Origin of the sequence: Burkholderia sp. LAS2, assembly GCF_018417615.1 — a bacterium.
Taxonomy (GTDB): Bacteria; Pseudomonadota; Gammaproteobacteria; order Burkholderiales; family Burkholderiaceae; genus Burkholderia; species Burkholderia sola.
This window is the reverse complement of the sequence record NZ_CP071052.1, coordinates 1,339,151-1,355,515: the sequence shown is the minus strand read 5'-3', so window position 1 is coordinate 1,355,515 and position 16,365 is coordinate 1,339,151. Positions and strand designations below refer to the sequence as shown.

Sequence of the window (16,365 nt, the reverse complement as noted above, 5' to 3'; positions counted from 1 at the left end):
GGAAACCTCAAGAGTTATTTTCGGCGGCGGACTGAAACCGGCGCCAGCGCACGTCGATCACCAATCCGAGACATGCCAGAACGGCGTACCACGCGAAGAACGACAGCCATTGCTGCCATTCCGGGCGGCCCTTTGCCCACACGGCGACGATTATGCCTGCGAGCATGATGAGGTACCAATAAAGAGCGGTCCGACCGTGACCTACGCCCGATCGGACCATCCTTTGATAATAGTGCTCCCGGTGCGCTTGCCAGAACTTTTCGCCGCGTAACAGACGTCTCAGAAGTGTTACAGATGCGTCAGCAATAAAGGGCGCGAACACTAGGGCTGGAAACCAGATCGGCCACACACCGCCGCGCCAGCCCCAGTAGCCGAGGGCGCCGGCTAGGAATCCGACCGGAATCGAACCGGCATCGCCGAGAAACAGCCGAGCCGGATGGAAATTCAGCAGCAGGAAGCCGAGTGCGGCGCCGGCGACGGCCGAGCCGGCCACAGCCAGATCCGGCGACGGTGTCGGGGCGGTCAGCGCCGCGACCGCGTACGCGCCGAAGCCGAACAGCGCCATGCCGCCCGCGAGGCCGTCGGCGCCGTCCATGAAGTTGTACAGGTTCGTCAGCCAGACCATCACGAAGCCGATGCCGACCAGCAGCCACCACGGTGCGTCGGCCGGAAACACGACGATCAGAGCGACGACCGCCGCGAGGTGTGCCGAGAATCGCACACGCGCAGGCAGCCCGCGCCGGTCGTCGATCTGGGACATCGCGGCAAGCCCGGCGGCGGCGATGGCGATCAGCCACAAGTGGGGCGCCAGCACGAGCAGCGCGACGACGCAGACCGGTACGATGCCCCACCCGCCGACGCGCGGCGTCGGCAGCGTGTGGAGCGAACGGTCGTTCGGAATATCGGTGGCAAGGCGCCACGCAAGGCCGGTCGCGAGCAGCATGCGCAGGATGGCCGTCGACGCGATGGCAGCAGCCAGCGCCACCGCGGCCGCTTCGGGCCACGTGGATATCGGGAAATGCATGTCAGCTATTGTTGTGTATCGCGCGAACGATACCATGCGGCGGTCGCTTCGAGGCCCTGTCTTGTCGTATAAGGTGGATGCCAGCCGAGGACGCGCGTAATCCGGCCCGTATCCAGTTGGAGGCTGCCGGTCAGGCGGTTGATCGCCGCGCGGCGGCCGGTCAGCGTACCGAGCGCGCGCAGCACGGCGGGGGGAATCGCAATCAGGCGCGCCGGCTTGCCGAGCGCCTCACCGACCAAGCGCAACAGGCCGGTGACCGACGGTGCGTCGTCGTCGGCGACGTGGAAGCATTCGCCGGCCGCGCGCGGGTCCGTCGCGCATTGCAGCATCGCATCGGCGAGATTGTCCACGTAGACGATACTGCGGCGCGCGGAGACAGAACCGAGCGGCAGCGGAATCCCGCGCGCCACCGCGTCCATCATTCGCAGAAAATTGGCACGGACGGACGGGCCGTAGACGAGCGGCGGTCGCACGACGACGACATCGAGCCCGGCCGATGCACCGAACTGCACGAGTTGCTGCTCCGCACGCAGTTTCGAGCGGCCGTATGCGTCCTGTGGGTCGGGATGCATGCTTTCGGACAACGGCGCGCCGCCGTCGCTTTCGCCCACCGCCTTGATGCTGCTCGCGTACAAGATCCGACGCACGCCATGCTTGCGCGCGGCTTCGGCAAGACGCAGCGTGCCCGCAACGTTGGTCGCATCGAATGCGGCGTCGGGATCGGGCGACTCATCGCGCATGACGTGCACGCGTGCGGCCAGGTGGATCACGCAATCGGCGCAGAGGTCGGCCGGCCACGCTTCGTCGAGGCCATCGAAGTCGGCACCGCCATGCACCCATTCTCGTACGCCGTCGACGCATCCGCCCGGCCGCCGCACCAGTGCGGTGACGGCGTGCCCCGCGGCCAACGCGCGACGACAAACCGCGCGGCCGACGAAGCCGTTCGCGCCGGTAACGACGAGATGCGTCATGGTCGCCTCCGATTCAGCCGACGGACATCGTTACATAACCGTGCGATGCCATTGCCGATGACCACACGCGAAATCGGAGCGGCAGGCACGCGCATGACGGCGCGCCGGACTGCATGGCACGCGGGGCTGCCTGTGCCCAGTGGGCGCACGCATATGGGAAGGGGACCAAAGAAATACACGGCTGGACTCTCGAAAACGAGAAGAATATCGATCGTGGGCGCCGTCATCGATTCGCACCACCGTGGAGCCGGCCGTGGCTGGGCCGATACGAATCGATGCGCGGCCTCTGATTCGACCATAAATGCTGCATCGCTTATGTGACCGCGATCGCCCTCCCCGGCCACGACATCGTGAAAGAAGACGGCCACGGCCGGCATCGGGGTCCATCGGGCGTGCCAAATTGTAACCGTGCCGGCTCGCGGCCTCCAAGCCGGACACCGCGAATGGCCGGGCCGACGACAGTCGAACTGCTGCTTGCAAGCGAGCCGGGCGCGTCTGGGCCGCGACAATCCGGCACGACAGCGATCAGGCCAGCAACGCATCCACCTTTTCGACGAGCGGCGCGATCATTCGCTCCCACCCATGCTCACGTTCTACGAAGGTTCGCGCTCGCGCCGCCATCTCTGCCGATGCGGCCTCGTCGGCAACGAGCTGTTCGATGCACTCGACGAATTCCTCCGGCGTATCGGCGATCAACAGTTCCCGCCCCCCTTCCGCGCCCAAGCCCTCATGGCCCAGCGACGTGGTAACGACGGGTAGCCCGAGCGCCATGTATTCGAGAATCTTGTTCTGCACGCCCGCGCCGATGCGCATCGGACATACGCCGATTGCGCCATCGAAAGCAGCTTGCGCAACCGACTCGACCCGGCCGGTCACTTCGACGCCGTCGTATGCACGAAAACGTTCGGCGAGTGCAGGAACGATCGACCCCACGATCCGGAAACGATAGTCGGCACGCTTGCGCAGCAACGGCAACACGGCCTCGGCGAAAAAGTGGCACATATCCTGGTTCTGGACCGTGCGCATGTCGCCGATGAAAATCATGATCCGGCTCGCCATGCTGCGCGGCGTGTACGGCAGGCCCGACAGGTCGACGCCGTTCGAGCACACCATCACGTTCTTGCCCGACGCGCCGGGAAACAGGTAGTCGCGATCGGTTCTGGACACCAGCACCGAAAGATCGAAGTCGTCGACGATCGTGCGCTCGTAGTCGAGCAGGCGCTTTGCCTCGATACCGAACACGCGCGACTTCAGCCCTCGTACGTTCTTCAACTGCTTCACGCGACTGTAGTTGAGCGAGATCGCGTCGGTCATCTCGAGGATGCGCGGCTTGTCCGACTTGCGTACATATTCAGCACAACGCACGAGATGCACGAATACGCCATCGTGCGACGACAGCAATCTCGCCACCGCCGCCGCAAACGCGCGGCTCCGGTAGTACGCGACCTGCAACGGCGTGCGCGTCGGCAACGCGAGCAGCGTATTGACGTACGACCGACGACGCGACAGGAAAACCCGCTCGACATGGTCGAACACGCCGTCGTCCGGCAACACGGCGCGCATTTCTTCCTCGGTCTCGCACATGCTCAGCAGCGTCAGCGAGTAATGGCGGGACAGCACGCGACAAAGATGGTAGATCCGCAGCTTGTCGCCGCCGATCACCGGGTACGGAAACCGCGGCGTCAGAACCAGCAGTTTCTTCTTGTTCTGGCTCATGACAGGCGGGCCCAGAAATCCTGAATCGATGGACGAACGGCAGACGCCGAAAACGTGCGCGCGCGGTCCATGCCGGCACCGACCGCTACGTCGAATCGCGTGCTGTCGCTCCATATGTTGCGGATCTGCTCGGCCATCTCCTCGACCGAATAAGGATCGAACTGCAGGCCGCACTCGCCGACGATCTCGGGCATCGACGTCGTGTTGCTGCATGCGACGGGCGTACCGGACGCCATCGCTTCCAGCAATGGAATCCCGAACCCTTCGAACAACGACGCAAAGATGAATGCGCGGGCGTGGCGATACTGTTGCCGCAGATCCTCTCGCGACACGTAGCCCAGCAGTTCGACGAAGCCCTCCAGCCCGAGCGCATTCGCTCGCCCGAGAAAGTGCGCGTGATGGTCGGATTTGATTCCCGCGATCCTGAGCCGTGCATCATCGCCCAGCGCGGGCCTCGCCATCGCGAAAGCCTGCAGCAAACGGTCAACGTTCTTGCTGGGCACTTCCCCCGCCACCGTGAACAGATACGGTTGGCGGGCAGACCGACTGACCGGCGGCGCGAACCAGTCGTCCGAAATCGTGCACGGAATGACAGGAACGTCCGCCTCGCGCAACCCGAACCGCTCCATCAACTCTCGCTGCGTGAAGCTTGAGATGGTGAGCACGGCGTCGGCCCGGCGGACGAGCCGCGGCACCACTTGGCGACGGTAGACTCGCCCAACAGTCTGATACAGCGATCGCGCCGGCGGCAGCACATGCCACGGCTTCATGTAGATCAGGTCATGGACAACCGCGATCACCCGCGTGTTGCCGGTGGACCGCAGCGGCCCCGTGTTATACGGGCATAGCAGATAGTCGAGCTTTTGCTCGCGGCACAAGCGCGGCAACTCGACCTGTTCCCACCACGGGAAGAAACCATGTCCGTCACTGACAAACGGCCATTCCTCGGCACTCACGCCACTCGGGGCCAGACCCAGCACCGACGAGCTGACCGGTTCCACCAGTTGTCGGGCGAATCGCCCCATGCCGCGGTAATTGCCCACCATCCAGGTGATATCCACCCCCAACTTCACGTGCTGCTCCTCATCCGAGCCGACTCATAAGCGGCGCGAACGCGGCCACTGAACGCGGAGAATCGTACGATCCGGCAGAACGACGCCGATACCTCGTCGCACCCCGCACGTTCGGCAAACTGCCGACGCGAACCCGCCGAGACGGCGTACGCACCACGCGAAACCGACGCGACCATACCGAAACCGACTCTCACCCACGCCCCGCTTCGAACATCCAGCGCAACGTACTCTCCAGCGGAATGTCGTCGAGCGGCCCGATAGCGGCCTGCAATCGCGCACCATTGCCCTGCAATCGGCGCACCTCGTTCGCACGTACGAACGCGGGATTGACCTGCACGTCGATCGTATAGCCGGCGATCTGCTCCATCATCGCGATCACCGCCTTCAGCGACACCGCGCGGCCCGAACAAACGTTGAACACGCCACCAGCCGGTGCCTGTTCCAGAAGGCGCCGATAGGCGTCCACCACGCGCCTCACGTCGGAAAAATCTCGCTCGACATCGATATTGCCGAGCTCGATCACACGCTCGCCGCGCTGGAAATGGCCGACTATCTTCGGCAGCAGAAACTGCGGCGACTGCCCGACACCCGTGTAGTTGAACGGACGCGCAACGACGATCGGCAGTTTGTCTCGCCACAGGCGCGCCAAGTACTCCATCGCCAGTTTGCTAACCGCGTAATCGTTCGCGGGATTCGGCTCGACCGATTCGTCAATGATCTCGACCGCCGCATTGCCATAGATATTGGCGCTGCTCGCCAGCAGAATCGCCCGCGGACGGTTCGCCAGATTCGCGAGCGCTTCCAGCAGGTTCCGCGAACCGACCACATTGGTGCGATAGATCGCGTCCGCATCACCGTGCGCGACGAACGAGACCGCGGCGAGATGCGCGACCACGTCCGGCTGCACGTCCGCGACGACCTTTGCCAGCGCCGCCCGGTCGCACAGATCGACCCGGTACATGCCGGCGCCGGTCGCCTCGGCGCCGTGCGTCGTGCCGAATACGCGATAGCCGGCCGCCTGCAACGACTTCGCGAGATAGTCGCCGGTAAAGCCGCCGAGCCCCGTCACCAGGGCGCGCGGGGTATCAGAACGAGAAGCCGCGTTCATTTCGGCGCAAATCCGCTTCAACCATCATCGCGCACAGCTGCTCCAGCGTCGTCTCCGGTGTCCAGCCGAGCTTCTGCTTGGCCTTCTCCGGATTGCCGATCAGCAGATCGACTTCGGCCGGCCGATGGAACTTCGGATTCACGCGAACCAGCGTCTTGCCGGTGGCGACATCGACGGCGATTTCCTGCTCGTCGCTGCCCTTGAACTCGAGGTCGATGCCGGCCGCCTTGAACGCCATGCTCACGAAATCACGCACGGTCTCGGTCCGGTTCGTGGCCAGCACGTACGTATCCGGCTCGTCGGCCTGCAGCATGCGCCACATACCCTCGACGTACTCCTTCGCAAAGCCCCAGTCGCGCTTTGCATCCATGTTGCCCAGTTCGAGCACGTCGAGCTGGCCGAGCTTGATCTTCGCGACGGAGTCGGTGATCTTGCGCGTGACGAATTCGCGGCCGCGCAGCGGCGACTCGTGATTGAACAGGATCCCGCTGCAGCCGAAGATGTCGTAGCTCTCGCGATAGTTGACCGTAATCCAGTGCGCATACAGCTTCGCCACGCCATACGGGCTGCGCGGATAGAACGGCGTCGATTCGATCTGCGGGATCGCCTGCACCTTGCCGAACATCTCGGACGTGCTCGCTTGGTAGAAGCGGATCTTCGGATTGACGATGCGGATCGCCTCGAGCAGGTTCAGCGGGCCGATGCCGGTGATCTCGGCAGTGGTGACCGGCTGGTCGAAGGACACGCCGACGAAGCTCTGCGCGGCGAGGTTGTACACCTCCGTTGCCCCGGTCGTCTGAAGCAGACGAATGCTCGCCGACAGATCGGTCAGGTCGTATTCGACCAGATGCAGGTTCGGATGCTTGGCAATGCCGAGCTCCTCGATGCGCCAGAAGTTCACCGAGCTGGTGCGGCGGTAGGTGCCGTAGACCGTGTAGCCCTTGTCGAGCAGCAACTCGGCCAGATAAGCACCGTCTTGTCCCGTGATGCCGGTGATGATGGAAATTTTCTTGGACATAATGACCCTACTTTAAGAATACGCTTCATCGCGCATGAGAATTTTTGCCAATTGGCGAGCACTCTGCGCCCAGGTCAGGAACGGCATACCGCGAGACGAAGGCTCCTGCTGCCGGGCCCGGAGCTCCAGCCATGCGTCGATCTCGGTCGCCAGTTCGCGCCCGTCTTGCGCGGAAAAATAGAATGCATGCTCGCCAGCCACTTCGCGAAACACCGGCAGATCCCGCGCGATGATCGCCAATCCATGTTGCGCGGCTTCGATCAGCGGCAAACCAAAGCCTTCACCATAGGACGCCGCAACCAGACACGAGCTCGCCCCATAGATTTTCTCCAAATAGACGTCCGAGGCATTTTCCAGCCAGAACAGGTGGCGCCCCTGCTCCGTGTGTGCCCGCAGGCGGGCGACCAGTTCCTCCACCATCCAGCCCTGTCGCCCCACGACGACCAGATTGACATTCCGATTGTCGCGCCACAGCTGCTCGAACGCATCCAGTACCTGAGCATGCCCCTTGCGGGGTTCCAGCGTCCCCACCATCAGGAACGTCGGGGCATCACGCAGGTGTTGAAGCACCTTGCTTCCGTCTCGCGGGATTTCCGAAGACGTCGCGAAATTTTCGATATCCGCTCCGAGATGGAACCAGTCGATCTCGAACGCGCGTGCGCGATCCGGCGCGTGCGTTGCCAGCCATGACGACAAATCCGCCGCCACGGCCTGCGAAATGCACAGCGCGCCGTCATTCTCCGCCACGACATCGAGCCACCCCGTAAACCCGTCGGCCGCGCCAGGAACGAAATACTGCGGGAGCAGCACGCAAAGCAGATCGTAGATGACAAACTTGACCTGCACACCCTGTAGTCGCATGGTTTGATAAAACGCCCGCTGCGCTGGCACGACCCGCGGTTGCAGATCCAGGCCGACGAATACGTCTCCTGCCGCATAGTCGATCGGCTCGTCCTGCAGCCAGCCGTCCTCGAAGCCCATCAGCCGCGCGGTGAAGTGACGTGCATACCGATAGGAGTCCGTCGTCGTGGCATAAACCGGCTCGACTCGAAAGCCGTCAGGAGGAGAATCCAGCCATTCCTTCAGCAGATTGCGCACGACGCGCTGGATCCCGCTTCTGGCATCCACCTGCACGAGTTCGGAGATGTCGACCAACAATTGCCGCTTGTTGTTGCGCGGAACAAAGCTCCTCGCCGCGCTCAGCGCCCAGGTGCGCAACTGGTCGTCGCTGGCCTGGCCGGCGCGAAGCGCGATGGCGCGAGACAATACGACGGGATTCGCATTCGCCTGGAGATAGAACCGCTCGATAGCATCGCGATACTGTTGCGCACAGACGTCGGGCGCATGGGCAGTGACGATGATGTCCCGCGCGCGCGCGCCCATCCGTTGCCGGCGTGCCGGATCCGAGCGCAGCGTTTCCAGCGCCTCGACCAGTTGCTCGTCGGAAAACTCGTCCGGCAACATCCATACCGCCTCGCGATCCAGGTCTGCCATGCTTCCGTTGGCATTGACGATCGTCGCCTTGCCGTAATTCATGCAGTCCAGCACCGTCCCGGACGTCTCGCCGCGAGACAGCGTACGCAACTGGACGCCGACATCGACTGCCGCCAGATACCGGCGGAACATCTGCGCATCGGCCCAACCCGTGATGCGGACCCGACCGCCCATTTGCCGAATGGTGCGCGCGAGTTTCTCGCCATACTCGGTCGGCTGATTTTCCCCGACGAATATCAGATGACAAGCCCGATCGCGCGCGAGGGCTGACTGGCCCCACGCATGAAGCAGCCGGTGATTCAACTTGGACGGCCCGAGGCCGCCGAACGCGCACACCACGAAGTCGTCCTTGCCGATCCCCAGCGCGTCGCGCGCGTCCCCGCCGCCCGACGCGGTACTCGCATCGCGCATGTGAGGAATGACGGTCCAATCAGCTACGTCCCCGCCATACCAATGACGAGCCAGCCGCAGTGAATTGGGAGAATGGACGATCACGCCGAGGCTCTTCTGGACCACGCCCAGGCTGCACGGATACTCCCAGACCGCGTTCGCAATATCCGCGCTCAGATGTCGTGCCCGCAGGCCGACGTACCCGTGCGCGTCATACAGTGCCTTGGACCAAGCGTCGGAGCGGTTCCCGTGAATGGCCATGTGCGCAAGCACGCCCGACAGAAAGAAATCGTGCAGAACAACGACTCCCGGTACGGCTTCCAGCAGCGAAAACATGTACTCGTGGAATGACGAGTTGCCGAAATGATAGAGCACCCGATCGTACGAAGCCGCATGCTTGCGCAGCCACGCCGGCGTTTTGACCGAGACGGGCGCGAACTGGTCGAGCCGCATTTCCCGCGCTGCCTGCGCATCGACGATGACGTCGATATCGTAAAAGCGCGCCAGTTCCGGCAGCAATTCGGCGCTGTAGTCGGCGATCCCGGTGCGGGCCGGCGGCATCGGCGACACGTAGGCCAGTTTGGGCCGTTTCGACTGGACTTCCGGCTCGCGCGTTTCGGCGAGCCAAGCCCGACGCCGCCGCTCGATTGCATCGAGCGCGCACCGCCCGCTGCGGTCCCACGAGAACTTGCCCGCCTGACGCGTCCCGTGTTCGATCAGTGCCTGACGATAACCCTCGTCCGTCAGGCCACGCTGCATGTGCTGCGCAATCGCGTCGTCGGATTTGGGATCGAACAGCGCTTCCTCCCAGCCAATCACCTCGGGAACGCTCGACGTATTCGCGCCGATGACGGGCGCGCCGCAACGCATCGCCTCCAGCACCGGCAAACCGAAACCTTCATGCCACGAAGGAAAGACGAACAAGCGACACAGATTGTAGAGCGACAGCAAATCCTCGTCGGGCACAAAGCCCGTGCATACGACATCAGCCGCGTCCAGGCCGACTTGCCGGGCCAGGCGCGTCAATGCATCACGGCTAGCCGGTTGAATCGAACAAACGATCGCCAACTGGTGCGACTTCCTCAACTCGGACGGCAGCAATGCGAACGCGCGGATCATGCCTTCGACGTTCTTGCGGTGATCGATCCCGCCCGTATAGAGCACGAACGGTTTCGTCAGCCCGTATTTGCTTCGCAGCGCAGCTTCGCGCTCGGCGGCAATCTGCTCGGGACGGAACCATGCGTCGACATCGGCGGACATGTTGACCGACCACTCGGGCGAGAGATCGAGATATTCGATCCCTTCCGAGCGAGACGATTCGGAAATGGCCAACCACAGATCTGCGCGTCGAAGATGTTCGATTTTCTCGAGGTACCAATCCTTGAAAAGAGGATTCTCAAGATAAGGCTTGGTATAGATGTATGGAATCAGGTCGTACAGCGTGACCGCGACCGGCACGTTCGTCTGAAGCGCGTGAATGCTGGTGACCGAATCATCGCCGAAGCCTTCGAAGTAGCTGGCGATATAAATGAAGTCCGGCTTCAGGCTCGTCAGAAAGGCTTCATAGGTCAATTCGCTCGCGTGGCGGCGCCAGCCATTGGCTTTATCCGCATGCGCGACGGGCGCCGCTGCATACCAGACGTGAATGTTCCCAGCCGGGAGCAATGCCTCGAACTGCTGGCGCAGGACCCTTGCAGACTCGTCGAACGCGCCATTCAGCGCCAGTACGATTTCGTGGTCGCCGCGATTCCGGATCATCGCCTTGACGATGGACTCGGTGTAGCGGCCCACGCCGCGGTTGCGCGAATTGAGGCTCTGCGCCCCTTGCATGTCTACAACGATACGCATTATTCAGTATCCCCATGGTCCGGCGCGAACGCTGACTTGAGTGCCATGTACGCTTCGCGCGCGCGGGGTGTCAAACCGTCATCATCGATCGGCTTTCTCTGCATCGACTGCGCAGGCGCGCCCACGATGATCCGAACGAGCCTCTGCTTCACACCCGGCATCACGCCCAGCGCTCGCACCGCCAATCGTCGCAGACGAGGGTTGCGATTGACGTACGCGACGCTTCGGAACAGCACACGCCTCATGCCGGATTTGCACGTCGCTTTCGCTCCACGAGCGAGCGTGACGGCGCTTCGCATGGGCGCAGTAGCACGCCAGGACGTGCTGCCATAAACCGCCTGCAATCGCTCGACGGCGTGCTGCGCGTTGTCCTGGGCCCGCCTGAGTTCCCCGGTCGTTTGCTCCAGGTCGCCCCGGACACACCCCAGGTCGCTGCGAATCTGCGCGAGTTCATCGAGGACCCGCATCAGCTCACGGCGGGTGCCGTCCACTTCTTCGCGAGTCAAGCCCAGTTCGCGATGAAGGCGGCCAATTTCGCTCTGGGCCTGTTGATGAAAGCGCCCGATTTCGCCCCGGGTCTGCTGAATCTGTTCAGCGGCATGCTCATGCGCCCCGGCGGCCGCTGCCTCGAAACGCGCAGCAAGCTCGGCCAGCGACAGCCCGTAATCGGCATCGAACGCTTCGTCGAAAAGTGCCGCGTCGGCTTCGCCGCAGGATTTTTGGGCAACAATGGCGTAATCCGGACTTACACCGCCGAGCACATCCATGAGATGGGCTCGCGCACCCTCTTCCAGCAACGCAGCGGACTCCTGCAGTCGAATTCGCTTGACTCTGGCAAATCCGGCATGCTCGCCCACGAAGCTCAGGAGTTCAGAAGGAATCGGTCGAACGTGAGTCGGATCCAGATAGAAATTGCAGCCCGCGACGACGATATTTTCCGGGTTCGGCGTCTCGAGAATCAACAGACCGCCCGGCTTCAGTACGCGCAACGCTTCGCTGACGATTCGTCGAACTTGCTCGAACGACACATGCTCGACAACGTGAAACGCCGAAACGAGCGCGTGACTATTGGCGTCGAGCGCAGCGAGATACTCGATGGCATCGCCCTGAAATACCGACTGACCGCGCTCCCGACATGCTTCCAGCATATCGCCATCGAGGTCCACGCCGATCGCGGCGAACCCCGACTCCCCCATCAACTCCAGCCATTCACCGCGACCGCAACCCAGATCGAACGCTTTCCCGCCCGGATAGAGCCTCGCAAGGGGCGCAATAAACGGCCGGTATTTCGCCAGCCGACTCTTGATCAGTTCCCTTGGGCCTCGATGCTGATCTTCAAACGCGCGATAAAAGCTATCCACTACGACAAACTCCTCACCATCGTCCAGCAGCCAGGCCACATCGACGAAATTATCCACCACCGGCAAGTAGCACCGCGAGAAGCGCGGCTCCTGGATCAGGTTGACGTCACGGGTGAACGCGTTCCGGGCGCAGCCCAGCGCTTTCACGCATGTGCTCCACGGCAACTTGCCCGCATCAAAGGCGATATGTCGACATCAGACCCGCGGCACGCCTGCGCCGCGAGCAGGCCATCGCTGGTCAAGAACGGCACAGCCGCGCCAAACCGGAATTCCGAACCTGGAATGGAATTCCCAGTTGGCGCTTCACGCCATGAGCCCCGCTAGATCCGAAGGACTGGCGTCATTTCCGGGGCATCAAGCCCGGCCGTATACGTCTTCGAAGCGAACGATGTCGTCTTCGCCGAGATATTCGCCGCTCTGCACTTCGATCATCACGAGGTCCAGCACACCGGGATTCTCGAGGCGGTGCTTGTGACCGGCGGGAATGTAGGTGGATTCGTTGGTCCGAACGAAAATTTCCCGATCGCCATTGACGACCTTGGCCATCCCGCACACGACGATCCAGTGCTCGCTGCGATGATGATGCATCTGCAAGCTGAGGCTCGCACCCGGCTTGACTTCGATGCGCTTGATCTTGAAGCGCGGGCCTTCCTCCAGCACCGTGTACGTGCCCCACGGGCGACTCACCGTGCGATGCAGTTTGTATGCATCGTGATTCTGCTTCTTCAGGCGTGCTACCACCTGCTTCACGTCCTGCGCGCGATCGGGGTTCGCGACCAGCAGAGCATCCGGCGTATCGATGATCATCAGGTCGGCGACGCCAACCGCCGCGACGACACGATCCTGGCTCTGCACATAGGTGTTCCGGCTATCGACGAAGATCGCCTCGCCGACGGCCCGGTTGCTGTCCTGGTCCGGCACGGTCAGGTCGCGCACCGCGCCCCACGAGCCGATATCGCTCCAGCCGAAACTGGACGGGACGACTACAACCTTCGACGAACGCTCCATCACCGCATAATCGATCGAGATGTCGGGCATCTTCTGGAACGACTCGGCGGGAATCTCGAGCATCTGCGCCGACCCCTTGTCCGCCTGCAGCGACGCCCAACACTCATCGGCGGCCGTCGCAACGTCCGGGGCGTGGCGCGCCATCTCGTCGAGAATCACACCGGCCTTGAAACAGAACATGCCCGAGTTCCACAGGTAGTTGCCGGCTGCGACATATTCGGCAGCCTTCACCGCGTCGGGTTTCTCCACGAAGCGCAGCGCCACGCGGCCGTCGCCGACCCGATCCCCCGCCTCGATGTAGCCAAAGCCCGTGTCTGGCCCCGTCGGCACGATGCCGAACGTGACCAGTTTGTCCTGCTTCGCGAGTTCGATCGCGCTCGCGACCGCAGCCGAGAAACCCTGCTGATCCTGCACCAGATGATCGGCTGCGAGCACCAACATCAGCGCGTCGCGCCCGTACTTGTCCGCCACGTGATGCGCCGCCATCGCCACGGCGGGCGCAGTGTTGCGACCGGTCGGCTCGAGCATGAATACACCGGACTGCTGATTGCCGAGCGCGGCATAGCCAAACTCGTCCTTGCTCATGAAGTAGTAGTCGCGGTTCGTGACCGTCAACAGTTCTCCGCGCTCGGATTCCCCATCATTGCCGCTCGCCGCTGCCGCCCGGCGGTAGGTTTTCACGAGCAAGCTCTCACCATCCGCAAGCTTCATGAACGGTTTGGGATGCCCTTCGCGGGAAACTGGCCACAGTCGGGTGCCAGCACCACCGGACAGGATGACGGGGATTAACATCGCATTCACTCCAGAAATTTAGTATCCGTTGGCAAGGTCGAGCCTTCGCCATGTGCATCAATACACCGCCGGCATCGGTGTCGGCCGGTCGCATCAGACCGCGCCGAAACAGGAATTATAGCCGGCGAACCACCTTACCCGGAAACGGCCGGGGCGCCCGGGACAACCGCCGGGGAAGGCCGGGGCATTCCCCAGCGCCCGCAACACGTCGACCTCGGCGCGCGCGGCGTCGTGACGCGTCACTCGCTCAAGCACAGCTGCAACGCATCGCGCCAATCCGGCATCTGCAAGCCGAATGCGGCCGTCAGCTTCCCCTGCGCCATTCGCGAGTTGGCCGGCCGCCTTGCGGCCGTCGGATAGTCATCCGAGGAAATCGGCACGACCCTCGGCGCGCGCGAAGCCATCGCGATGGCGAATATCGCTTCGGCAAAGCCGCACCAGGAGGTCGCACCGGCAGACGTGAAATGGTAGATACCGGAGCGGCGCGCCCACCAGTCGGCGTCAACCGATGCCGCGCCCTGGGCGACGATGTGCGACGTCGCGGTGGCGATCGTCCTGGCCCAGGTCGGCGCGCCGACCTGATCCGCAACGACCCGCAACTCGGCGCGCTCGGCACCCAACCTCAGCATCGTGAGCAGGAAGTTGCTGCCGCGCCGGCCATACACCCAGCTCGTTCGCAAGATCAAATGCGCACATCCGGTCGCCGCGATCGCGCGTTCACCCTCGAGCTTCGTCGCTCCGTATGCATTCAGGGGATTCGTCGCGTCGGTTTCCACATACGCGCCGGCTTTCGCACCGTCGAACACGTAATCGGTCGAGTAGTGAAGCAGCGCGCCGCCGCTACGCGCCGCCTCCTCGGCAAAGACGCGCGGCACGTCGACATTCAGCCGTCGCGCGAGCTCGATTTCGGTCTCCGCCTTGTCCACCGCCGTATAAGCGGCTGGATTCACGATCAGCGTCGGCTTCAGCTCCCTGACGAAAGCGCGCACACGATCAAGATCCGTAAGATCGAGCGTCGACCGGTCACACGGCACCACTCGGCCGAGCCCCTGGAGCGATCGCAACAATTCGAAACCGACCTGGCCGTTTACCCCGGTCACGAGAATCGTCGGCTGCGTCATATCCCGCCTCAAACGTAGACCTCGGCTTCGCTGAGTCGCGCCCCCGCGGCATCCTTGGGCGCCAGCAATGGTTCCACATCGATTGGCCATTCGATCCCGATCTCCGGATCGTTCCATACGATGCAGCGCTCGTGCTCGGGATACCAGTAATCGGTCGTCTTGTACAGGAACTGCGCAGCGTCGGAGCGCACGACGAAACCGTGCGCGAAGCCCGGAGGAATCCATACCTGCCGATGGTTCTCGGCCGACAGCACGACGCCGACCCACTTGCCGAAATTCGGCGAGTGCTTGCGGATGTCGACCGCGACGTCGAATACCTCGCCTTCCACGACGCGCACAAGCTTTCCCTGCGCGTGCCGGATCTGGTAGTGCAGGCCGCGCAGCACCCCTTTCGTCGAGCGTGAATGATTGTCCTGAAGGAATTCGACGCCCGCCGCCACGTGTTCCGCGAAGTCGCGCGCGTTGAAGCTTTCATAGAAATGGCCACGCGCATCGCCGAACACCTTCGGCTCGATGATCTTGACTTCCGGCAGCGCCGTTGCCGTTACTTGAATTGCCATGCGACCTGATCCAAAAGAACGTGTTCGAGATAGCGCCCGTAGCCGTTCTTCGCGAGCGGGACGGCAAGCTTGCGCAACTGATCCGCGTCGATCCACTGCCTGCGATAGGCGATCTCCTCGGGACAGGCGACAACGAGCCCCTGGCGCTTCTGCAACGTCGCAATGAACGTAGCCGCATCGATCAACGAATCGTGCGTGCCGGTATCGAGCCATGCATAGCCGCGCCCCATGATCTCGACGTCGAGCCTGCCGTCGGCGAGATAGCGCGAATTCACGTCGGTGATCTCGAGTTCGCCACGCGCGGACGGCTTGATATCGGCGGCGATGTCGCACACCTGATTGTCGTAGAAGTACAGGCCCGTCACCGCATAATTGGAGCGCGGCTTGGCCGGCTTTTCCTCGATCGACAGCGCGTGGAACTGCTTGTCGAATTCCACGACGCCATAACGCTCGGGATCCTGAACGTGATATGCGAACACGGTCGCGCCCGATTCCTTCGCGTCCGCATGCTCCAGTTTTTTCGCCAGATCGTGCCCGTAGAAGATGTTGTCACCGAGAATCAGCGCGGACGGATCGTTGCCGATGAACTCCCTGCCGATGATGAACGCCTGCGCGAGCCCGTCCGGTGACGGCTGTACCGCGTAGCGGATATTCATCCCCCACTGACTGCCATCGCCGAGCATCGCCTCGAAGCGCGGCGTATCCTGCGGTGTCGAAATGATGAGTACGTCGCGGATCCCTGCCACCATCAGCGTGGACAGCGGATAGTAGATCATCGGTTTGTCGTAGACCGGCAGGAGCTGCTTCGATACGACATGCGTGATCGGATACAGTCGCGTGCCGGAACCGCCTGCGAGAATGATGCCTTTACGTGCCATCGG

General features: G+C 62.8%; 12 protein-coding genes. All 12 read right to left on the bottom strand.

The features are described from left to right. Positions 1-7 precede the first annotated feature (7 nt). The 12 genes from JYG37_RS06295 to rfbA all read right to left on the bottom strand — a co-directional run bounded on the left by JYG37_RS06295 (position 8) and on the right by rfbA (position 16,362). Positions 8-1,024, bottom strand: coding sequence for an MraY family glycosyltransferase (locus tag JYG37_RS06295; RefSeq protein ID WP_249746031.1), 1,017 nt, complete (start codon positions 1,022-1,024; stop codon positions 8-10). Positions 1,025-1,029: 5 nt separating this feature from the next. Further along, complete coding sequence (locus JYG37_RS06290; RefSeq protein ID WP_213345941.1) at positions 1,030-1,995, bottom strand: UDP-glucose 4-epimerase family protein; 966 nt, start codon at positions 1,993-1,995, stop codon at positions 1,030-1,032. Positions 1,996-2,520: 525 nt separating this feature from the next. Further along, positions 2,521-3,711: a glycosyltransferase gene (locus JYG37_RS06285; protein WP_124556108.1), complete on the bottom strand. Its 1,191-nt coding sequence runs from the start codon at positions 3,709-3,711 to the stop codon at positions 2,521-2,523. After that, positions 3,708-4,772 (bottom strand): glycosyltransferase family 4 protein, encoded by a 1,065-nt coding sequence (locus JYG37_RS06280; RefSeq protein ID WP_249746030.1) that lies wholly within the window; start codon positions 4,770-4,772, stop codon positions 3,708-3,710. Before JYG37_RS06280 ends, JYG37_RS06285 begins: the two co-directional genes overlap by 4 nt. 202 nt (positions 4,773-4,974) lie before the next feature. Beyond that, positions 4,975-5,892: an NAD-dependent epimerase/dehydratase family protein gene (locus tag JYG37_RS06275; RefSeq protein ID WP_124630634.1), complete on the bottom strand. Its 918-nt coding sequence runs from the start codon at positions 5,890-5,892 to the stop codon at positions 4,975-4,977. After that, positions 5,870-6,910, bottom strand: a complete 1,041-nt coding sequence (gene gmd, locus JYG37_RS06270; RefSeq protein ID WP_124556111.1) for a GDP-mannose 4,6-dehydratase — start codon at positions 6,908-6,910, stop codon at positions 5,870-5,872. Before gmd ends, JYG37_RS06275 begins: the two co-directional genes overlap by 23 nt. A 12-nt stretch (positions 6,911-6,922) precedes the next feature. Beyond that, positions 6,923-10,642: a glycosyltransferase gene (locus JYG37_RS06265; RefSeq protein ID WP_213345940.1), complete on the bottom strand. Its 3,720-nt coding sequence runs from the start codon at positions 10,640-10,642 to the stop codon at positions 6,923-6,925. Next, a complete protein-coding gene (locus tag JYG37_RS06260) occupies positions 10,642-12,150 on the bottom strand; it encodes a methyltransferase domain-containing protein (RefSeq protein WP_249746029.1) in 1,509 nt (502 codons plus the stop codon). The genes JYG37_RS06265 and JYG37_RS06260 overlap by 1 nt, the downstream gene beginning before the upstream one ends. Positions 12,151-12,357: 207 nt before the next feature. Then, on the bottom strand, positions 12,358-13,803 hold the full coding sequence (locus JYG37_RS06255) for a mannose-1-phosphate guanylyltransferase/mannose-6-phosphate isomerase (protein WP_124556113.1): 1,446 nt from the start codon (positions 13,801-13,803) through the stop codon (positions 12,358-12,360). Between the two features lie 239 nt (positions 13,804-14,042). Continuing rightward, the gene (gene rfbD, locus JYG37_RS06250; RefSeq protein WP_124630632.1) at positions 14,043-14,924 is read right to left on the bottom strand and encodes a dTDP-4-dehydrorhamnose reductase; all 882 of its coding nucleotides are present in this window, start codon (positions 14,922-14,924) and stop codon (positions 14,043-14,045) included. An 8-nt stretch (positions 14,925-14,932) separates the two neighbouring features. Beyond that, complete coding sequence (gene rfbC, locus JYG37_RS06245; protein ID WP_124556115.1) at positions 14,933-15,484, bottom strand: dTDP-4-dehydrorhamnose 3,5-epimerase; 552 nt, start codon at positions 15,482-15,484, stop codon at positions 14,933-14,935. Next, positions 15,469-16,362, bottom strand: a complete 894-nt coding sequence (rfbA, locus tag JYG37_RS06240) for a glucose-1-phosphate thymidylyltransferase RfbA (RefSeq protein WP_124630631.1) — start codon at positions 16,360-16,362, stop codon at positions 15,469-15,471. Before rfbA ends, rfbC begins: the two co-directional genes overlap by 16 nt. Positions 16,363-16,365: the final 3 nt, after the last annotated feature.